The organism is Mesorhizobium neociceri, from assembly GCF_013520985.1.
Classification (GTDB): domain Bacteria; phylum Pseudomonadota; class Alphaproteobacteria; order Rhizobiales; family Rhizobiaceae; genus Mesorhizobium; species Mesorhizobium neociceri.
In genome coordinates this window covers 58,350-77,490 of record NZ_JACDTY010000012.1, presented here as the reverse complement: position 1 = coordinate 77,490, position 19,141 = coordinate 58,350, and the positions used below count along the sequence as shown (strand labels likewise).

Below are 19,141 nucleotides of genomic sequence, written 5' to 3'. Positions count from 1 at the left end.
CTTTGATCACGCTAATCGGCTTTAATTTTCTCCGCAAGCCGAAAACGGGCCAAGACCGGGAATGCCATGCAAAAGGCTGCCATCGAGCGAAACAACGAAACGATCGCGGCCCAGCTCACGCCGGTCGGCCGCGAGACCGTGCAGGATCGTGTCTACTCGGAGTTGCGTCGGGCCCTGATCGGCGGTCTTTTCGAACCGAGCCAGGTGCTGACCATCCGCGGTCTCGCCGATGCGCTGGTCACCTCGACCATGCCGGTGCGAGAGGCGCTCGGCCGGCTGATCACGGAAAAGGCGCTGGAGGCGCTGCCCAACCGTTCCGTGCGTGTGCCGCCGATCACGCTGGAGCGAATCGACGACCTCCTGCGCGCGCGCTCCCTCATCGAAGGCGAAGCGATCGCGCTTGCCGCCACGCGGATGGGGCCGCGCCAGATCGCCACCATCGAAGCCATGCTTGGCGAGTGGGACGAGATGCGGGCGCTGAAGCACAAGAAGGACATCGACCGCGAAGCGACGCTCAACCAGAGCTTCCATTTCGAGATCTACCGCTGCTGCGGCTCGGCTGTGCTGATCCCGATGATCGAAAGCCTCTGGCTTCAATCGGGACCATGCATACGCGTCGCCATCTACGCGTTTTCTGAAGCCGGCGAGGTCGACACTGCGCACTATCATCGTAGCATCGTCGCGGCTCTTGCCAAACAGGATGCGCAAGCGGCGCGCGAAGCACTGGTGGCAGACATCAGCCGGCCGTTTGCATTCCTGCGCGACAAACTTCAATCCGCCGCCGCGAAGGACCGGACATGACCGGCATCAGGATCACCGAGCCGCGCTCGAAGCTTTTCGTGACGGCGCCGTTGCTGCCCGAAAAGGCGCCGGAAAACGCGGCTTTTCTCCAGGCATACCTCGCCGCCCCGCGCGTCGTCCCGGGCATCCATGCGATGTGGACGGGACCGGAAATCTCGTGCCCGGTTCCGTCAGCCGATCTCGAGGGCCAGGCCTATGCCCAGCCCTTGCCGCCAGAGAATGCGACGCTGACGCCGCAGCCGGGCGATATCGTGCTGTCCTATGTGCCGCCACGCATGTGGGGCGGCAATCCCAATGCCATCTTCGATATCGGCCTGTACTACGGGCAGGGGGCGCGGCTGCTGTTCCCGATCGGCTGGCTGGCCGGCAGCGTGGTGGCGCAAGTGCTTGCCGAAGAGCGCGATCAGTTCGCCGCCGCCTGCGGCGTCATCCGCCGCAACGGCGCCTGTGACGTCACCTTCAGCCTAGTGGAAACCTGACATGGCCGACGACAGTTTCGAGCTTTTCGATCTGCGCGTCGAGGCGGTCATTCCCGAGGGCAAGCCGATCTATTGCGGCGCCCGGGCGGGCGACTATTTCGAGCTCAAGGGTGAGATGCTGTCGCTGCCGCCTGGGCAGGGCTTCTCGATCTATTCGATTGCGGCTGTGTTGCCGCTGCTGGCGGCAAAGCAGCGCCCGACGCACGCAAATGACTGGATGACCTCGGATGCCGAGATCGCCTGTCCCGATCCCAATTGCGCCAGCCGGCTGCGGATCGTCAGGTTGGCCAAGCGGCGGTTCAGCCATGCCGAAACCACGGCCGTGCCGCTTCCGAAGGAGACCGACAAGGGATGAGCGCTAGGACCGTCGAACTCAGCCCCGGCTATACAATCTCGCGCGTCATCCGCGGCGGCTGGCAGCTCGCCGGCGGCCATGGCGCCATCGACCGCAGCCAAGCGGTAACCGACCTGATCGCCACGTTCGATGCCGGCATCTGGACCTATGACTGCGCCGACATCTACACCGGCGTCGAGGAACTGATCGGCGCCGCGCGCCTGCGGCTGGCCAGCGAGCGCGGTCTCGATGTCGCGGCCAGGATGAAGGTGCACACCAAGCTGGTGCCCGACCTCGAACGACTGGCAAGCATCAGCCGCGACTACATCAGGGGCATCGTTGATCAGTCGCTTCGCAGGCTCAAGACCGAGCGGATCGATCTCGTGCAGTTTCACTGGTGGGATTATGACCAGCCTCGTTATGTCGATGCGATGGGTTGGCTCGACGAGCTTCGGCGCGAAGGCAAGGTACGCAATCTCGGCACCACGAACTTCGATACGCCGCGGCTCGCCGAAATCCTTGCCGCGGGGATTCCGCTGGTCAGCCAGCAGCTGCAATACTCGGTGCTCGACCAGCGGCCGGCAAACAGCCTGGCGGGCCTCGCCGCGAAGAACGGTGTCAGCTTCCTCTGCTACGGCTCGGTGGCCGGCGGCTTCCTCAGTGACAAATGGCTCGGCGTGGCCGAGCCGGCCACACCGCTCGAAAACCGCTCGTTGGTCAAATACAAGCTGATCATCGACGATTTCGGTGGCTGGGAGCTGTTTCAGTCCCTGCTCGAGGCACTGAAAGCTGTCGGCGATCGCCACGGCGTCGACATCGCCACCATCGCCTCGGCCTGGGTGCTGGACCAGCCACACGTGGCGGCCGTCATTGTCGGCGCGCGCAACCAGGCGCATGCGCTGGCCAATGCTAAAATCATGGACGTCGCACTCGACGCCGACGATCGCGCGCGGATTGCTGCTGTCATAGCACAAGGCACCGGCCTCGAGGGCGACGTCTACACGCTGGAGCGCGACCGTCATGGCCGCCACGGCTCGATCATGCATTACAACCTCAATGCGGGGAAGAAATGAGCGGCGAACCATCCCTTTTTTCGCGTGCCAGCGCCGAGGTCGTCGATCTGCATCGCTTCTTCGTCGACTGGTTTGCCGCCGCGCGAGCCAACTCCGTGGAGCTCGGCCGCTTCGAAGCTGTCATGGGCGAAGGCTTCGCCATGGTCGCGCCGAATGGCCAGATCCTCGACCGCGACGCGGTTGTCGATCATGTCCGAACAAGTCGCGCCACTTGCGACGACGGTTTTGCCATATCGATCGAGGATATCAGGCCGGGTTGGCAGGACGCGGACACGATCGTCGTCTTCTACATCGAGGCGCAACTGCGCGCCGGCAAGTACAGTCGCCGGCAGTCCAGTGCTGTCTTCACCACCAGTTCATCGGCGCCCAACGGCGTCGAATGGCGGCACCTGCATGAAACCTGGCTGCAGGTGCCGGAAAGCTGAACAGGCTCCAGAGATCAAAATCCAGTCGAGTAACTCAAGGGGAACAACAATGAGAAACACGATACTCCAACTCACGACCGCACTGGCCCTCGTCACGATGGCCGGCGCCGCGCAGGCCGCCGATTGCAAGATCACCGTCGGCCTGGTCATGGAGCTGACCGGCCCTGCCGGCGAGTACGGCCAGGCCGGCGCCAAGTCCGTCGAAATGGCCTTCCGTGACATCAACGAAGCCGGCGGCGTGCGCGGCTGCGATCTCGTGACCGACACGCGCGACAGCCAGAGCCAGGGCAATATCGCGGTCGACGCCGCGACCCAACTGGTGCAGGTCAAGAAGGTGCCGGTGATCATTGGCGGCATCATCTCGTCGGTGTCGATCCCGATCCTGACCTCGGTCACCGGGCCGGCCAAGATCGTCCAGGTGTCGCCGGCTTCGTCCTCGCCGACGCTGACCACGCTCGGCCGTGACGGCAAGACCAACGGCATCTTCTTCCGCACCATCACGTCGGATGCGCTGCAAGGCGTGGCTGCCGCCAAATACGCCATCGACAAGGGCTTCAAGAAGCTGTCGATCATCCACGTCAACAACGACTTCGGCGTCAACATGGTGGCCGAATTCTCGCGTGCCTACAAAGCGCTCGGCGGCACCATCGTCTCCGACACGCCCTACAACGAAAAGCAGTCGAGCTACGCCTCGGAAGTCACAGCCGCAATGGGCGGCGAACCGGACGGGCTCTACCTCGTCAGCACGCCGGTCGACGGCGCAACGGTTGCCCGCACCTGGATTTCGCAGGGCGGCGTGCAGAAATTCCTGCTCAATGACGGCATGAACAGCCCGGACTTTATCGAATCCGTCGGCGCCGACTACCTCAAGGATGCCTATGGCACCTCTTCCGGCACCAGCCCGACGGCCTCCACCGACTACTTCATGAAGAACTACAAGGAATTCTCCGGCATCGAGCCGTCGAACCCGGCAGCCGACCGTTCCTATGATGCCGGCGCCATTGTCGGCCTTGCCATCGCCATTGCCGGCTCCGAGGACCCGGCCAAGATCAAGGACGCGATGTACAAGGCGGTCGACCCGGCCGGCGCGCCGATCTTTGCCGGCAAGGACGAGTTCGCCAAGGCGCTCGGCCTGATCAAGGACGGCAAGCCGATCCGCTATGAAGGCGTCATCGGTCCGGTCGCCTTCGACAAATATGGCGACATCACCGGACCGTTCCGGCTGTGGAAGATCGTCGACGGCAAGGTGACGACCGACGGCGAAATGACGACCGACGACGTCAATGCGTTGCAGGCAAAGCTGCAGTAGGCGCTGATATGCTTGTCCGGCGCGATCCCCATCCGATCCCAGGGAGATCGTTGCCGGACAAGCAGCCGTCACCGAGTCTGCCGTGCACGCGAGCACGCCGGCCCGCGTCGAACCGGTGATCGAGACCAGGTCGAGATACGCGAGATCGCCTCGCCGACTTCGGCGCCATCGCCATTGATGAGATCGTCATAGGCGCGACAGAGAGGTGCCATCCTAAGGTCGACCTCCTCCTCCTCCCACACTATGATCAGACAACGACGCCACCGTCTTCAACGCGCCATCGAGCATGTCGCCTTTCTCGTCCTTCAGCGCGGCCTCGCGCAACCGCCTGATCCAGTCGGCAGCGTCAGCGCGGCCCTTGACCAGATCCAGCGCCGAGAGGACGCGGTCGAATTTCGACTGGGCGCGGACGTGGGTGTCGCTATAGCCCTTGATCAGCCGGCGGCAGTTGAGGATTTCGACGGCCAACGCGTAGTCATGGGGCACGTGGCTGAGCGCCAGGGCATACCAGCGCTCCAGATGTGCCGTCTCGACCTTGTGACGCAGCAGGCGGCGGCGCCATCGGCGCAGTCCGCCGATGAACCAGAGGGCCGCAAAGCCGGCAAAGCTATCGGTCCGGATGTGGCGCCCATGGTTGATGCGGCGATCGAGGAAAGCAGCGAGCTTCGGCCGGTTCTCGATATAGCTGCCGAGCCCCGCCGGCAACGTGCCGCAGAATTCCTGGATGCGCGGATGGAAATATTCGGTCACCTGCAGGACGGAGCCGTCCTTGACGCCCACCTCCTTGCGCACACGCCGGTCACGCGTCGAGCGCGTCTTGAGATCGGCGACGCGGATCATGTCGTCGTAGCATAGAGCGTTGGCCAGATGCTTGGCGGCCGCGATGGACAACGCATGGGAATGGTCGGCGCCATCCAGCGCGACGGCCTTGTCCAGCCGGTCGAGATAGTCGCGCCCATAGGCGATGTCCTGATAGTCGACGACCTTTCTCAAGCCTCGAAGCGCCATGTCGCGCACCGGCAAGGGCATCAGGTCGATGCGGGCGGCCAGCGTCTGCCAGCCATGCAGCAGGTTTTGCGGGCCGTTTACGCGGCCTGCGCCTGAAGCAGATTCGACAATTGCTGGCTCTGCTGGTTCTGGCCCCGGCGCCGCCGTACCGCGGGCGCGGTCAAACGCGGCGCCGAAGGCAGCGAGGCTGGCTTTCACGCCCCGGCCGCCGGCGCCGATCGCCTGCTCATAGCTTTCACGGGCAAACGGCAATGCGTCGGAGCCGGCCAGCGCGCCAAGCAGGCTGGCGGAAATCATCGACCCGTTGTCGGCGGCGATCTTTTCCATGTCGAAGGCGATGAAGCGTTTCGATGCGGCCTCGGCTGTCGCGTTCACCTTGGAGGATGAGGCCCGGCCGTCGCCTGGCTCGATCTTTTCCGACACCGCGGCAATGCGATGCGAAGACGCGATGAGCGTGGTGCGATCGGGCGTGACGAAGCCACGGATGATGGCGCGGCCGGCCTCCATCAGCTCGGCGGCGATCAATATGTCGACGTCGCCTTGCGAAGGCGACAGGGCAAAGACCGGCAGCCGGCCGGTGTTTCGGGCCATTTCGACATAATAGATCGTGGCGCCAGTGCGTTGCGCCACGCCAGCAACCGAGGTCGACTGCGCAATGTAACCACTGCGCTCGGCAACATCGGTGATCCAGTCGGCCAGCACACCGCCGCCTTGGCCGCCGACCGCAAGCACGGCCAGCTTGATGACGCGCTCGTCGTCCTGAGCGCCGGTCCGGGCGCGGAATGGCGGGACAGCGTCAAGCATCGGCAAAGGTCAGGCGCCGGCTTTCGCGGCGGCGTTGCAGCAGGCTGATGGTGGCGCGGCGAGCGCTCTCCAGGAAGCGATCCCAACGGCTCGGATTGTGCACGACATCGGCGCGGTAGAACGACGGGCAGAGAACGGCAGCGTCCGCCACCTCGCCGCAATTGCCGCAGCCGACACAACTCTGGTCGATGGATGCCACCGGATCGTCACGCAGCGGATCGTCGAGCGACTTCACCGACAGTGAGGGGCAGCCGGACAGCCGGATACAGGCGTGGTCGCCGGTGCAGATGTCTTCGTCGACGCCGAATTTCGGCTTCACCACGCGCTCGCCACCCTTGATCGCATTGTCCACCAGCGGCTTTTCGCGGCGCTGGCGGTTGAGCATGCATTCGGACGAGGCGACGATGACCTTGGGACCCTTCTCATCCGTCGTCAGCGCTTCGCGCAGCACGTCCTGCATCTTGCCGACGTCATACGTGCGGTCGATGTGGCGCAGCCATTTGACGCCCATGCCCTTCACCGCCTCGGTGATCGGATGCTTGGTCGACTTGGTCTTGTTGCCCGCGCGCGACGACAGGATGTCCTGCCCGCCGGTGGCGGCGGAGTAAAAATTGTCGACGATGACGATGACGCCGTCGTTCTTGTTGAACACCGCATTGCCGATCGAGGAGGTCAGGCCGTTGTGCCAGAAGCCGCCATCGCCGACGAAGGAGATCGAGCGGCGCTTGGCGTCGGGCGAATTGAAGGCCGAGGCCGAGGCCGGCCCCAGCCCATAGCCCATGGTGGTGGCGCCGAGCTCGAAGGGCGGCATGATCGAGAACAGATGGCAGCCGATGTCGGAGGCGATGTGGTGCTTGCCGAGTTCCTGCTCGATCAGCTTTGTCGCGGCGAAGATCGGCCGCTCCGGGCAACCGATGCAGAAGCCCGGGGGACGACCGGGCACGACATTGATCAGGTCCGCGGTGTCGACGCCGTCGCCGACCTTGTTGGGCGCGCGCACCTCGCCCGGCAGCAGGTGCGGGGCCTCGGCGCGCAGGAAGGCGCCGATGCCGTCGAGCATGACCTGGCCGGTATATTCTCCGGCCATCGGCAGATATTCCTTGCCGACCAGCCTGGTGCCGCGCCCGGCCTTGTGCAGCATGGCGGCAAAGGCTTGCTCGATGTAGTTGGGCTGGCCCTCCTCGACGACGAGCACCGCCTGCTTGCCTTCGCAGAAAGACAGGAACTCATCGTCGATCAGGGGATAGACGGCGTTGAGCACATAGAGCGGCACATCCGTCTCGCCATAGGTGTCGGCAAGGCCAAGCCGCTGCAAGGCACGGATGACTGAATTGTACATGCCGCCCTGCATGACGATGCCGACCGAACCGTGATCCGAGCCGAAGAATTCGTTGATCTTGTTCCTGGCGATGAAATCGACCGCCGCCGGCCAACGTTTCTGCACCTTCTCCTTCTCATGCAGGAAGGAAGCGGGCGGCAGCACGATGCGACCGGTGTCGCGGCGCGGCGCGTCGAGCGCATCGGCCACCGTCATCGGCGGGCGCTTGTTGTCCTTGGCGATGAAGTGACCATGGACATGGCAGCAGCGGATGCGCACCTGCAGCATGACCGGCGTGTTGGACACTTCGGACAGTTCAAAACCGTCCTCCACCGCCTTGACGATCGACGGCAGGTTCGGGCGCGGGTCCAGCAGCCAGACCTGGCTCTTCATGGCGAAGGCATGGCTGCGTTCCTGCATGATCGAGGAGCCCTCGCCATAATCCTCGCCGACGATGATCAGCGCGCCGCCGGTGACGCCGCCGGAGGCGAGGTTGGCCAGTGCGTCGGAAGCGACATTGGTGCCGACGGTCGACTTGAAGGTCGCTGCTCCACGAATGGGGTAATGCACTGAGGCAGCCAGCATGGCGGTGGCGGTCGCTTCCGAGGCGCTGGCCTCGAAATGCACGCCGAGCTCGCCCAGAATGTCCTGCGCGTCGGCCAGCACATCCATCAGATGGCTGATCGGCGCGCCCTGGTAGCCGCCGACGTAGCCGACGCCGCATTGCAGCAGCGCCTTGGTGATGGCGAGAATGCCCTCGCCAGCAAATTCCTCGCCGGCGCCGAGCCTGAGTTTTTCGACTTCCCTGGCAAAAGACCGTTCGGCCATTTTTCCAACCTTCCGTTGCCGGCCGATGCAGCCGGCGCGTACGTCTAGATGTCGTGCTTGCGAATGTTCTTGAGCATTTTCAAAAGCGTCGCGATCAGGGCTGCATATTCCGCATCGTCGATATCGTCGAACATCGCCTCGAAGGCGTCATGCATGGCCGGCCAGGCGCGGGTGAACTCGGCACGGCCCTCGTCGGTCAGGAAGACATGGCGGATGCGGCTGTCTGTGACGCCTTGCTCGCGCCGCACGAAGCCTTGCCCCTCCAGCGTGTCGAGCGTGCGGCTCAAGGTCGACTGCTCGATGACGGTGTAGACCGAGAGGTCGTTGACGGTGACGCCGTCGGTCACCGACAGCACGGCAAGCGTGCGGACCTGCGGGATGGTCAGGCCCTGCTTGCGGAAATCGTCGCGCAAGGTGGCGTTGTAGCGGCCCATGATGCGGTTCATCAGATAGGGTGCGAATTGCTGCAGGCCGATCTGGCCGAGGGTCGAAATGCGCTGGCGCCTTTCCGCGACCTTCTGCTCCATCACAGCCTCCCCGCCAGGAGAAAGCCTGAGCCGCCGCCAAGACCCGCGCCTGGATGGGTGGAGGCGCCGATATGGTAGAGGTTTTTGATGCCGGTCTGATGGTTGCGGCTGGTCTTGAACGGCCGCCACAGGAAAGACTGGTCGATGGTGGACGAACCACCGTAGGGGTCGCCGCCGACCAGATTGATGTTCATCGCTTCGAGATCGGCCGGCGAATAGGCGCGCCGCGCAATCACGCTGTCCTTGAAACCATCGATATGGCTGGCGAGGATGGCTTCGACACGATCCGCATAGGCTTCGCGCAACGCGTCGGTCCATTGTCCGTCAGCGGGTGTCTGCAGCTTGCCGGCAGCGTCGCCCTTGATGTGGCGGGGCGCTTCGGGCAGTTGCAGCCACAGGATCGCCTTGCCTTCCGGGCAGCGAGACGGATCGAGTGCGTGCGGCTGGCCGACACAGATGGTCGGCACTTCCGGCAGCATGCCGCGCGCTGCCTCGTTGCAGGCTTTTGAGACGCCGTCGAGCCCCGGCGTCAGGTGCAGCAGCGCCACCTTGTCCAGGCCATCGCCGCGCCATGCCGGCGGCTTGTGCAGCGCATAGTGAATCTGGAAATTGCCTTTGCCGTAGCGATATTTCTGCGTCGCCTCGACATCGGCTTTGGGAGCATCCGCACCGAGCAGCCGGCCATAGAGCTGCGTCGGCGTGACCGAGCAGATGACGCTCTTGTTGGCAGTGATCGTTTCGCCAGATGCTAGCCGTACGCCGGTCGCGCGGCCACCGCTCTGGACGATCGAGGCGACATCGGCGCCGGTGCGGATGCCGCCACCACGTTCCCGTATCAGAGCTTCGAAGGCGGTGAGCAGGGTCTTTGCCCCGCCCTTGACGATCGGCGCGCCGGCCGCTTCCAGCGCGAAGGCAATGACCTTGGCAATCTGCCCTGAGAAGGCGTCTTCCGGTCCAAGCCCGGCATGCAGCACCCAGGGCGCCCACAACGCGCGGACTGTCTCAGACCGGTAGGTGCTTTCCAGCCAGCTTCGCGCCGGTATCAACGCTTCACCGAGAAACGCAGCAAGACCGCGCGGGCCGCGCCGCCAGGCATCGCCGGCCAGCAGTTTCGCCGTCGGATAGGACCACAGGCTGCCACCGAGCAGGCCGAAAAGCAGGCCGGCATTGCGCTCGATGCCGCCGACATCCTCCGCATGGCTATCGCCATCGCCGGCGGCAATCGCATTGATTGCCGCGACATTGACCGCGCGGTCGGTGGTGAGCACGGCATGGCTGCCGTCCGGTCGCAGCACGCCGGTTGGCGTGCCGGTGTGACAGAACTCCAGCCCATGCCGCGCGAGATCGCCGCCCAATGCTGCAAAGGCCGGCGAGGTGATGAACAGCACGAAGGTTGTCGCCATCACGTCATGGATGAAGCCGGGCGCGGTGATCTCCTCGGTGCGCATGCAGCCGCCGATGCGGTCGTTGCGCTCGAGGACGAGCACACGCGCCCCTTTGCCGCCGAGCATCGCCGCGCAGACCAGCGCGTTGATGCCGCTGCCGACGATGATGTGATCCGGCTGGCTCACCTCAGCGTGCTTTCTTAGCCTTTCGAGACCAGTGCCAGCGCGCGGATCGGGCTGCCGGTGCCATGCTCGATCTTGAGCGGTGCCGCGATCAGGATCGCACCCTTTGGCGGCAGCTGGTCAAGGTTGCAGAGGCTGGCCAGCCCGTAGCGGTTGGCCTTGTGCATCAGTGTGTGCGCCGGGAATGGCGGCTCCATGCCGCCGGCCTTGCCGGCATCGGTGCCGATCGTCTCCGAGCCCCAACCCTTGATGTTCTTGCTGATCAGGAACTGGATGGCTTCGGCCGTCGGGCCAGGCGTGTGCGGGCCGGTCTCGTTGGCGTTGAGGAACTCGGCTTCCGAACCGTTGCGCTTGTACCAGTCGGTGCGCATCACCACCCATTCGCCGGCGTTGATCGCGCCATGCTTGGCTTCCCACGCCTTGATGTGGTCGACGGTGAGCAGGAAATCGTGGTCGGCGGCGGCTTCCTTCGAGCAGTCGATGACATTGACCGGACCGACGAAGTTCTGCGCCGGAATGGTGTCGGTAGCGCCGTCCGGATAGTCCTTGCCGCTGATCCAATGCTGCGGCGCGTCGAAATGCGTGCCCGAATGCTCGCCGAGCTTCAGCCAGTTCCAGGCCCACCACGGGCCGTTCTTGTCGTAGCGGGAGATGTTGTGGATCTCGACCTTCGGCGTGTCCACGGCGAGCTCCGGCGGCAGCTTGATCAGCGGCGTGTCCGGCCCGAGCGGCGCCGACAGGTCGACCACCCTGATGGCGCCTGAGAGCAGCTGGCCGGCGACTTCGCCGAGGAGTTTTTGCGTGTCCATGGTCTGAAGTTCCCTCTTTCTGGTGATGATCAAGGCTCGTCTCGGCCCTTAATATCCTACTAGACGAAAACATATGCATCTGCAATTATCTTTAAGCATAAAGGAAATGGGAACGGGGCGTGAGCGAGTTCGACGCCATCTTTGTCGGGGCGGGCCACAACAGTTTGGCATGCGCCGCGCATCTGGCGCTCAAAGGCTGGAAAACAGCGGTTTTCGAGCGCAGTGCAACAATCGGCGGCGCCGTGCAGACCCGCGAACTAACCCTTCCAGGCTTCCGTCACGATTTCGGCGCGATGAATCTGAGCCTGTTTGCCGGCTCTGCCTTCCACCGGAAATATGCAAATGAATTGAAAGCACAGGGGCTGGAGTTCGCGCCGGTCGCCGACTGTTTCGCCAGCGCCTTCCCGGACGGACGCTGGTTCGGCGTCAGCAATGATCTGGAAAAGACCGCGACGCGCATGGCCACATTCTCCGCCGCCGATGCAACGACATGGCGCAAACTGGTCGTTGCCTTCCCGGCGGAGGCCGAGCATCTGTTCCGGCTGCTGGGCTCGCCAATGAGTGCGCGTGCGCTTGCCGGCACCGCATGGAACCTGTGGCGCAAGAAGGGCATGTCAGGCGCGCTCGACACCGGTCGGCTTTTGCTGTCATCGCCTCGCGCCTGGCTGGAAGAAAACTTCGAGTCCGCGCATGTGCGGGCAACGCTCGCCACCTGGGGCATGCATCTCGACTTCGCACCCGACATCGCCGGCGGCGCTGTGTTCCCCTATCTGGAATCGATGGCCAATCAGAGCTTTGGCATGGTGCTGGGCAAAGGCGGCGCCGACACCATTATCCGGGCGCTGGCAGGTATGGTCACCTCGGCGGGCGGCAAGATCGTCACGGGGTCGGAGGTCACCGAAATTACCGTTTCCGCCGGCAAGGCATCCGGCGTGCGGCTCGCATCCGGTGAGACGCATACGGCAACCAAGGCGGTCATTGCCGGCGTCGCGCCCAGAGCGCTGAGCGGCAAGTTGCTGCCAAACGGTTCCGGCGACGCCGGCTTCGACACGGCGATGCAGAAGTTTCGGCACGCGCCGGGCACGATGATGATCCATCTGGCGCTCGACGACCTGCCGGACTGGCGTTCCGGCGCCGAACTGCGGCAGTTCGCCTACGTGCATCTGTCGCCGTCGCTCGACGCGATGTCGCGTACCTATCAGCAGGCGATGGCGGGCATGCTGCCGGACGAACCGGTGCTGGTCGTCGGCCAGCCGACCGCGATCGATCCGTCGCGCGCGCCGCAAGGCAAGCACATACTGTGGGTTCAGGTGCGCATGCTGCCCGCCGAAATCCTGGGCGACGCGGCCGGCAAGATCGCGCCCGCGCATTGGGATCAGGTCAAGGATGCCTATGCCAAGCGCGTGCTCGACATTATCGAGACCTATGCGCCCGGCCTGCGTACGAAAATCCTCGGCCGTGCAGTGTTTTCGCCCATCGACCTCGAGCGCGAGAATCCGAACCTCGTCGGTGGCGACCAGGTGTGCGGCAGCCACCATCTGGCGCAGAACTTCTTGTTTCGCCCGGCGCGACGCTATGCAGGTTGGAACACGCCGGTCGCCAATCTGCATCTCACGGGCGCCGCCACATGGCCGGGCGCCGGCACCGGCGCGGCCTCGGGCTTTATGCTCGCGCAACAGCTTGGCGGGAGGTAGCTCGGAAGATTTCATGAAGGCGACGAGAGGCAAGGCGCTGCTGCCCACGAAGCCTGAAGCTATGAACTGATAGTGCCGCGCAAAGACAACAAACAACAAGGGGAACGACCATGACAATCAACAGACGCGAATTGCTGGGATACAGTGCCGCAGCACTTGGGGTGGCCGCAGTCGGCCTGCCCCATATCGCCAAGGCGGCCGCCGGCGAGCTGACAATCGCCTACAATGTCAATTTGCCGTCCTGGGACCCGACCACCGGACCCTCGGCGGTCAACCCGACCATTCAGGGTCTCTACCAGTCCGTGTTCGACCAGTTCATTCCGCAGAAGCCGGACCTCTCCTTCGCGCCAGGCCTGCTCACCGAATGGGGCTGGAACGACGACCGCACCAAGGTGACGATGACGGTGCGCGAAGGCGTGACCTGGCATGACGGCTCGCCCTTCACGCCCGAGGATGTCGTCTGGTCGCTGCAGCGGGCGGGCGACGAAAAGACCGGCAACCCGATCCAGTTCGTGTGGAAGAACGTCAGCAACTTCAAGATCGACGGCAACAAGATCACCGGCGACGTCGTGCAGTTCGATCCGGTCTATTTCAAATGGATGTCGTTCCTGACCGGCTACATCCTGCCGAAGGCTTACTATGAGAAGGTCGGCGCCGAAGGCTTCGAGAAGGCGCCGATCGGCACCGGCCCGTACATGGTGGAAAAATTCGAACGCAACGCCTTCCTGCGGCTCAAGGCCAACCCGACCTATTGGGGCGGCAAGCCAGCCTTCGAGAATGTTACGATCAAGTTCGTCACCGACGCGGGAAGCCGCGTGGCCGAGATCGAATCCGGCTCTTCGCAGGTGACGCTCGAAATTCCTTATGAGGAGTATGACCGGCTGATCGCCAAGGACGGGCTTGCCGGCTCGTGCAAGCCCGTTTCCGACATCGGCATGATCTTCTTCAACGACATCGAAGCGATGCTGGACAAGAACGTCCGCCAGGCCGCCGTCATGGCAGTGGACAAGGAGCTCCTGGTCAAGCGGCTGCTGCGCGGCTACGGCCAACCGATCGCTACGCTGGAGACTCCGGAGTACACGGCCTTCGATGCCTCGATCAAGGTCGAGCACAATCCGGAAAAGGCCAAGGAGCTGCTCGCGGCTTCCGGCTATTCGCCCGAAAAACCGGTCAAGTTCACCATCCAGACGACCAAGGGCTTCAAGCCCAAGGACTATGAGATGATCCAGGCGATCGTCGGCATGTGGCGCAAGGTCGGCATCGAGGCGACGATCGAGGTCTACGAGATCGCCAAGCACTATGAGCTGCGCGCCGCCGACAAGTTGGCGCCGGCCGCCTTCTACAATTGGGGCAATGCCATCGGCGACCCGACGACGTCGACCGGTTTTGCCATGTACGGCCCGAGCCCGCACTCGGTGTGGGACAGTCAGGACCTGATCGACATGATCAACCCGCTGTGGGGCGAGAAGGACGAGGCCAAGCGCGTTGCCGGCTGGAAGGCGGTCGACAAATACATCGCCGAGCAGGCCTATGTGCTGCCGCTGATGCAGTATGCGCAGCCGATCGTGCATGCCAAGGGCGTCAACGTGGTGCAGCATGTGTCCGGCGCGCTGCTGCCGGCGCTGATGACTCCGGCCTGATATCGGCTTGTGGGCGCCACTCTTCGCTGAGCGGCCCCCTCATCCGGCCCTACGGGCCACCTTCTCCCCGCTGGGGAGAAGAGACCAGCTCAGCCGTCCGTGACCTCTTCTCCCCCTCGGGGAGAAGGTGGCCGCGAAGCGGACGGATGAGGGGGCTCTTCGTTAGAAACGCACTGGGCCTACACCAGAATGCTCCTGCAAAGATTCCTGATCCGTCTGCTGACGATGCTGATCACGCTGTTCGGCGTGGCTGTCGTCGTCTTCGTCGTGATCCGCGTCGCACCTGGTGACCCGATCGCCATGATGCTGCCGCCCGGCGCGACGGATGCCGACATCGACCGGCTGCGCGCACTCTACGGGCTCGACAAGACCATCGTGCAGCAATTCTTCATCTGGCTGTCCGGTGTCGTCAGGGGCGATTTCGGCACCTCGATTTCGCTCAGGCAAGATGTGCTCGGCCTCGTCTTCAACCGGCTGCCGGCAACGCTGGAACTCGCCATCGTCGCGCTGATCATGGCGGTGGCGCTCGGCGGCACGACGGCCGTCCTCGGTGCGCGCGAGCGCGGCACGGTGGTCGAGGCCGGCATCGATGTCGCCAGCGGTGCCGCCCTTTCGATTCCCGATTTCCTGTGGGGTCTCGTGCTGATCCTGCTGTTTGGCGTGCTGGTGCCGATCTTCGACATTTCCGGCCGGGTGTCGCCGCAACTCGACCTGCCCTTCGTCACCCAGTTCTATTTCTTCGAGAGCATCTTGCGACTGCGCCTCGACCTGACCTGGGACCTTCTGAAGCACATGCTGATGCCGGCAATCGCGCTGGCTCTGCCGCTGGCGGCAATCATCTCGCAGCTGCTGAAACAGTCGCTGAAGGAAGTGCTCGACCTCGACTATGTCGTGTTGGCTCGGGTGAAGGGGTTTTCGGAAACGCAGGTCATCCTGCGCGAGGCGCTGAAGAACGCCGCCTTGCCGACGCTGACCCTGGTGGGGGTGCAGTTCACCTTCCTGATCGGCGGCACGGTCATCGTCGAACGGCTGTTTTCCTATGAAGGCCTCGGCAACATGGCGATCGACGCCGTCATCAACCGCGACCTGCCGCTGATCCAGGGCATCGTGCTGGTGTTCGCGCTGCTGTTTGTGCTGATCAATCTTGCGGTCGACATGATGTACGCGCTGCTCAATCCGAGGCTGCGCCATGGATGAGGCGCGCATTGCCCGACGCAGACTGAGCCCGAGGCTTTGGCTGGCCGGCGGCTGGCTGCTGCTGGCGTTGCTGGCCGCGATCTTCGCGCCGCTGGTGGCGCCGCAGGACCCGCTGGCGCAGGATCTGATGCTGGAGCGGCTGCCACCCTTTTGGCTCGATGGCGCCGAGCCCGGCTATTGGCTGGGCACCGACAGCCTCGGCCGCGACCTGCTGTCACGGCTGATCTTCGGCGGCCGCATCGCCTTCATCGTCGCCTTTGCCGCTGCCATTGCCGCCTGCCTTGTCGGCTCGACGCTCGGGCTGGTCGCCGGCTATTTCGGCGGCTGGGCCGACCGCATCATCTCGCGCATCGTCGACGTCTGGATGGCGTTTCCGCCGGTGCTGTTCGCCATCCTTTTGGTCGCCGTGCTCGGCACCGGCCTGAGCTCCGTCATTCTCGCCATCGGCATCATCGACTGGACGCGCTTTTGCCGGGTGATCCGTGCCGAAGCGATGGGCCAGTCGCGCATGGATTATGTCGAGAACGCCCGCATCGCCGGCTATGGCCGCATCGGCATCATGCTGCGCGAGGTACTGCCCAATGTGGTGCCGTCGATCGTGGCGCTGTTGTCGCTGGAAATGGGCATCGCCGTCATCGTCGAGGCGATCCTGTCCTTCGTCAATCTGTCGATCTCGACCGACGATCCGACCTGGGGCGGCATCATCGCCGAGGGCCGGCTGTCGATCCACCAGGCCTGGTGGGTGCTGGTGTTTCCGCTGATCACACTGATCCTCACCGTGCTGTCGTTCAGTCAGTTCGGCGAGGCGCTGAAGACGCGCTTCGATCCGGTGCTGCGATGAGCGCCTGCCTCGACATCCGCGATTTGAGCGCGGTGCTGCCGAACGGCCAGCGCGTGCTGCGCTCGGTGTCGCTGTCCGTTCAACCCGGCGAGGTGCGAGCACTGGTCGGTGAGAGCGGCGCCGGCAAGACGATGATCGGCAAGGCGGTGCTTGGTGTGCTGCCATCAAGCGTGCGCATCGTCGAAGGCAATATGAAGCTCGAAGGCGAGGACCTCGGCAAGCTGCAGCCCAAGGCAAGGCGCACGCTGATCGGCGCGCGCACGGCGCTGATCCCGCAAGATCCGTTGACTGCGCTCAACCCGTCGCGCCGCATCGGCCCGCAAATGACCGACCGACTGGTGCGCATTCTCGGCTGGGGCGGAGAGAAGGCCGATACGCGCATCCGGCAATTGCTGGACGAAGTGCAGATCCGCGACCCCGACCGGGTGCTGAAGAGCTATCCGCACGAACTGTCCGGCGGCATGCGCCAGCGTGTGCTGATCGCCGCCGCCTTCGCCGCCGAGCCAAGGCTGATCGTTGCCGACGAGCCGACCACCGCGCTCGACGTTACCGTGCAAAAGCAGATCTTGCGCCTGATCGCCGAGTTGCAGCGCGAGCATGGCACCGCGATCCTGTTCGTCACGCACGATCTCGGCGTCGTAGCCAAGATCAGCCAGAAAGTTTCGGTGCTCTATGCCGGCAAGGTGGTGGAAGAGGCTGACACGGCCGCTCTCTTCGCCGCGCCTGAGCATCCCTATACGCGGGCATTGATGGCCGCCACGCCCCGCTACACCGATCCTTTCGCCTCGCTGATGCCGGTGGACGAGACCGTGTTGGCCGGGCTTGCCGCCGAGATCGCCGCGGCAGACCAGGCGTGGAGGCGGCCGCATGGTTGAGCCGCTGTTTTCCGTGCGCGGGCTGAAGGTGGCGCTGCCCGACATGACCCGCAAGCCTGTGATCGGCCGCGCGCCGCTGGCTGAGATTCTGAAAGGCCTGGACTTCGATCTGCCGAGCGGTTCGGTGACCGGCATCGTCGGCGAATCCGGGTCCGGAAAATCGACGCTTGGCCGCGCTTTGGTGCGCCTGCTGGAGCCGAGCGCCGGCAGCATCCGTTTCGAGGGTCGCGACATCACCCATCTGCCGGAGGCGCAACTGCGACCTCAGCGCCGCGACCTGCAGATGATCTTCCAGGACCCGATGTCGTCGCTCAACCCGCGTCGCACCATCGCCAGCATCATTGCCGCGCCGCTCAAGCAGAATGGGCTTGGCGACAGGCTCAAGGAACGCATCGCCGAGGCATTGCATCGCGTCGGCCTGCCGCAAAGCTTCGCCAGCCGCTATCGTCATGAACTGTCGGGTGGCCAGCGCCAGCGCGTCGGCATTGCGCGTGCGTTGGCGCTGTCGCCGAAATTCGTGCTGGCCGACGAGATCGTCTCCGGCCTTGACGTGTCGACGCAGGCGCAGATCCTCACCTTGCTGGAGAAGCTAGCGGCGGAGATGGGGCTGACCGTCGCCTTCATCAGCCACGATCTGTCGGTCATCAGGCGGCTCTGCCAGCAAGTCATCGTCATGCGCGAAGGCAGGATCGTCGAGGCGAGCGCCACCGATGCGCTGTTCGACAATCCCAAGGAGACCTACACGCGCGACCTGCTTGCCGCCATTCCTCTGCCCGAGATCGACGCGGACTGGCTGCGGCCAGCGACGAAAGCGCCGGCATAGGATTCCCGCACGCCGAACCGCGGGCCTCGGACGTGCATGATGGGCAAAATCAGCCCGCGAACGGAGGGTGACATGAACCACGCAACCCGCGGCACGATGCTTGCCGCGATCCTGTTCGGCTCGATGGGAGCGGCCTCGGCCGATGCGATCCCCGGCATGCGCGGCCACGACCACACCGGCATCACCGTGCCCGATATGAAGCAGGCGGTCGACTTCTTCACCGACGTCGTCGGCTGCAAGAAGGCGATGTCGTTCGGTCCGTTCGCTGACGACAAGGGCACCTTCATGCAGGATCTTCTGGGCGTCGATCCGAAGGCTGTCATCGAGCAGGTCACCATGGTTCGTTGCGGCTATGGATCGAACATCGAGCTGTTCAAATACACCGCGCCCGACCAGAAGGATTTGACGCCGAAGAACAGCGATATCGGCGGCTTCCACATTGCCTTGTATGTCGATGATGTCGCCGCGGCGAAAGCCTATCTCGATGGCAAGGGTGTGAAGACGCGTATGGGGCCGCTGCCGGTCAAGGAAGGTCCGGCCGCCGGCCAGACCATCCTCTATTTCCAGGCGCCATGGGGGCTGCAACTGGAGGCGATCAGCTATCCCGACGGGATGGCCTATGAGAAGAGCGCCGACACCGTCCTGTGGAGCCCGAAGAACCCGGACAAGTGATTTCCAGAGCGCGCTTGCGGGACTGGCTCGCAAGCGCGCCACCCGATGTCCAGACAATCATTCGGTACGAAACTTTAAGCTTGAAATATTTTATCTCTAGCGCGATACTTGGGGTG

At 64.1% G+C, this 19,141-nt stretch carries 18 protein-coding genes; 13 read left to right on the top strand and 5 right to left on the bottom strand.

Annotation, left to right across the window (positions count from 1 at the left end):
- Positions 1-66: 66 nt before the first annotated feature.
- Genes H0241_RS22620 through H0241_RS22595 form a run of 6 tightly spaced genes read left to right on the top strand, consistent with a single transcriptional unit; the run spans position 67 to position 4,421 of the window.
- Positions 67-801, top strand: coding sequence for a GntR family transcriptional regulator (locus H0241_RS22620; RefSeq protein ID WP_181060065.1), 735 nt, complete (start codon positions 67-69; stop codon positions 799-801).
- Positions 798-1,280, top strand: a complete 483-nt coding sequence (locus H0241_RS22615) for a DUF3830 family protein (protein WP_181060064.1) — start codon at positions 798-800, stop codon at positions 1,278-1,280. Before H0241_RS22620 ends, H0241_RS22615 begins: the two co-directional genes overlap by 4 nt.
- Before the next feature lies 1 nt (position 1,281).
- Entirely contained in the window at positions 1,282-1,635 is a 354-nt protein-coding gene (locus H0241_RS22610) for a TIGR04076 family protein (RefSeq protein WP_181060063.1), read from the top strand.
- Positions 1,632-2,687 carry an aldo/keto reductase gene (locus H0241_RS22605; protein ID WP_181060062.1) on the top strand — a complete coding sequence of 352 codons (1,056 nt, stop codon included), beginning with the start codon at positions 1,632-1,634 and terminating at the stop codon, positions 2,685-2,687. The genes H0241_RS22610 and H0241_RS22605 overlap by 4 nt, the downstream gene beginning before the upstream one ends.
- On the top strand, positions 2,684-3,112 hold the full coding sequence (locus tag H0241_RS22600) for a DUF4440 domain-containing protein (protein WP_181060061.1): 429 nt from the start codon (positions 2,684-2,686) through the stop codon (positions 3,110-3,112). The genes H0241_RS22605 and H0241_RS22600 overlap by 4 nt, the downstream gene beginning before the upstream one ends.
- Before the next feature lie 49 nt (positions 3,113-3,161).
- A complete protein-coding gene (locus H0241_RS22595; RefSeq protein ID WP_181060060.1) occupies positions 3,162-4,421 on the top strand; it encodes an ABC transporter substrate-binding protein in 1,260 nt (419 codons plus the stop codon).
- Between the two features lie 213 nt (positions 4,422-4,634).
- On the opposite strand, the gene H0241_RS22590 is transcribed toward H0241_RS22595, so the two are convergent.
- The 5 genes from H0241_RS22590 to H0241_RS22570 are packed head-to-tail and all read right to left on the bottom strand — an operon-like array spanning position 4,635 to position 11,283.
- Positions 4,635-6,233, bottom strand: coding sequence for an indolepyruvate oxidoreductase subunit beta family protein (locus H0241_RS22590; protein ID WP_181060059.1), 1,599 nt, complete (start codon positions 6,231-6,233; stop codon positions 4,635-4,637).
- Complete coding sequence (locus H0241_RS22585; protein WP_181060058.1) at positions 6,226-8,379, bottom strand: thiamine pyrophosphate-dependent enzyme; 2,154 nt, start codon at positions 8,377-8,379, stop codon at positions 6,226-6,228. The genes H0241_RS22590 and H0241_RS22585 overlap by 8 nt, the downstream gene beginning before the upstream one ends.
- Before the next feature lie 44 nt (positions 8,380-8,423).
- A complete protein-coding gene (locus H0241_RS22580; RefSeq protein ID WP_181060057.1) occupies positions 8,424-8,906 on the bottom strand; it encodes a MarR family winged helix-turn-helix transcriptional regulator in 483 nt (160 codons plus the stop codon).
- The gene (locus H0241_RS22575) at positions 8,906-10,477 is read right to left on the bottom strand and encodes a phytoene desaturase family protein (protein WP_181060056.1); all 1,572 of its coding nucleotides are present in this window, start codon (positions 10,475-10,477) and stop codon (positions 8,906-8,908) included. Before H0241_RS22575 ends, H0241_RS22580 begins: the two co-directional genes overlap by 1 nt.
- 14 nt (positions 10,478-10,491) lie before the next feature.
- Positions 10,492-11,283: a cyclase family protein gene (locus H0241_RS22570; RefSeq protein WP_181060055.1), complete on the bottom strand. Its 792-nt coding sequence runs from the start codon at positions 11,281-11,283 to the stop codon at positions 10,492-10,494.
- Between the two features lie 119 nt (positions 11,284-11,402).
- Here H0241_RS22570 and H0241_RS22565 point away from each other — a divergent pair, with 119 nt between their 5' ends.
- The 7 genes from H0241_RS22565 (at position 11,403) to H0241_RS22535 (ending at position 19,025) form a co-directional block, all read left to right on the top strand.
- Positions 11,403-12,977, top strand: a complete 1,575-nt coding sequence (locus tag H0241_RS22565) for a phytoene desaturase family protein (protein ID WP_181060054.1) — start codon at positions 11,403-11,405, stop codon at positions 12,975-12,977.
- A 110-nt stretch (positions 12,978-13,087) separates the two neighbouring features.
- On the top strand, positions 13,088-14,617 hold the full coding sequence (locus tag H0241_RS22560; protein ID WP_181060053.1) for an ABC transporter substrate-binding protein: 1,530 nt from the start codon (positions 13,088-13,090) through the stop codon (positions 14,615-14,617).
- A gap of 189 nt (positions 14,618-14,806) precedes the next feature.
- On the top strand, positions 14,807-15,814 hold the full coding sequence (locus H0241_RS22555; protein WP_181060052.1) for an ABC transporter permease: 1,008 nt from the start codon (positions 14,807-14,809) through the stop codon (positions 15,812-15,814).
- Positions 15,807-16,655, top strand: a complete 849-nt coding sequence (locus H0241_RS22550; RefSeq protein WP_181060051.1) for an ABC transporter permease — start codon at positions 15,807-15,809, stop codon at positions 16,653-16,655. Before H0241_RS22555 ends, H0241_RS22550 begins: the two co-directional genes overlap by 8 nt.
- Positions 16,652-17,530 carry an ABC transporter ATP-binding protein gene (locus H0241_RS22545; RefSeq protein ID WP_181060050.1) on the top strand — a complete coding sequence of 293 codons (879 nt, stop codon included), beginning with the start codon at positions 16,652-16,654 and terminating at the stop codon, positions 17,528-17,530. Before H0241_RS22550 ends, H0241_RS22545 begins: the two co-directional genes overlap by 4 nt.
- On the top strand, positions 17,523-18,353 hold the full coding sequence (locus tag H0241_RS22540) for an ATP-binding cassette domain-containing protein (RefSeq protein WP_181060049.1): 831 nt from the start codon (positions 17,523-17,525) through the stop codon (positions 18,351-18,353). Before H0241_RS22545 ends, H0241_RS22540 begins: the two co-directional genes overlap by 8 nt.
- 72 nt (positions 18,354-18,425) lie before the next feature.
- Complete coding sequence (locus H0241_RS22535) at positions 18,426-19,025, top strand: VOC family protein (protein WP_181060048.1); 600 nt, start codon at positions 18,426-18,428, stop codon at positions 19,023-19,025.
- Positions 19,026-19,141 lie beyond the last annotated feature (116 nt).

Excerpts from the sequence above, each read along its gene's own strand:
- H0241_RS22590 (WP_181060059.1), bottom strand. The coding sequence starts at position 6,233 with ATGCTTGACGCTGTCCCGCCATTCCGCGCCCGGACCGGCGCTCAGGAC.
- H0241_RS22545 (WP_181060050.1), top strand. The coding sequence starts at position 16,652 with ATGAGCGCCTGCCTCGACATCCGCGATTTGAGCGCGGTGCTGCCGAAC.
- H0241_RS22580 (WP_181060057.1), bottom strand. The coding sequence starts at position 8,906 with ATGGAGCAGAAGGTCGCGGAAAGGCGCCAGCGCATTTCGACCCTCGGC.
- H0241_RS22555 (WP_181060052.1), top strand. The coding sequence starts at position 14,807 with ATGCTCCTGCAAAGATTCCTGATCCGTCTGCTGACGATGCTGATCACG.
- H0241_RS22535 (WP_181060048.1), top strand. The coding sequence starts at position 18,426 with ATGAACCACGCAACCCGCGGCACGATGCTTGCCGCGATCCTGTTCGGC.
- H0241_RS22585 (WP_181060058.1), bottom strand. The coding sequence starts at position 8,379 with ATGGCCGAACGGTCTTTTGCCAGGGAAGTCGAAAAACTCAGGCTCGGC.
- H0241_RS22560 (WP_181060053.1), top strand. The coding sequence starts at position 13,088 with ATGACAATCAACAGACGCGAATTGCTGGGATACAGTGCCGCAGCACTT.
- H0241_RS22605 (WP_181060062.1), top strand. The coding sequence starts at position 1,632 with ATGAGCGCTAGGACCGTCGAACTCAGCCCCGGCTATACAATCTCGCGC.
- H0241_RS22595 (WP_181060060.1), top strand. The coding sequence starts at position 3,162 with ATGAGAAACACGATACTCCAACTCACGACCGCACTGGCCCTCGTCACG.
- H0241_RS22540 (WP_181060049.1), top strand. The coding sequence starts at position 17,523 with ATGGTTGAGCCGCTGTTTTCCGTGCGCGGGCTGAAGGTGGCGCTGCCC.
- H0241_RS22600 (WP_181060061.1), top strand. The coding sequence starts at position 2,684 with ATGAGCGGCGAACCATCCCTTTTTTCGCGTGCCAGCGCCGAGGTCGTC.
- H0241_RS22610 (WP_181060063.1), top strand. The coding sequence starts at position 1,282 with ATGGCCGACGACAGTTTCGAGCTTTTCGATCTGCGCGTCGAGGCGGTC.
- H0241_RS22570 (WP_181060055.1), bottom strand. The coding sequence starts at position 11,283 with ATGGACACGCAAAAACTCCTCGGCGAAGTCGCCGGCCAGCTGCTCTCA.
- H0241_RS22615 (WP_181060064.1), top strand. The coding sequence starts at position 798 with ATGACCGGCATCAGGATCACCGAGCCGCGCTCGAAGCTTTTCGTGACG.
- H0241_RS22620 (WP_181060065.1), top strand. The coding sequence starts at position 67 with ATGCAAAAGGCTGCCATCGAGCGAAACAACGAAACGATCGCGGCCCAG.
- H0241_RS22550 (WP_181060051.1), top strand. The coding sequence starts at position 15,807 with ATGGATGAGGCGCGCATTGCCCGACGCAGACTGAGCCCGAGGCTTTGG.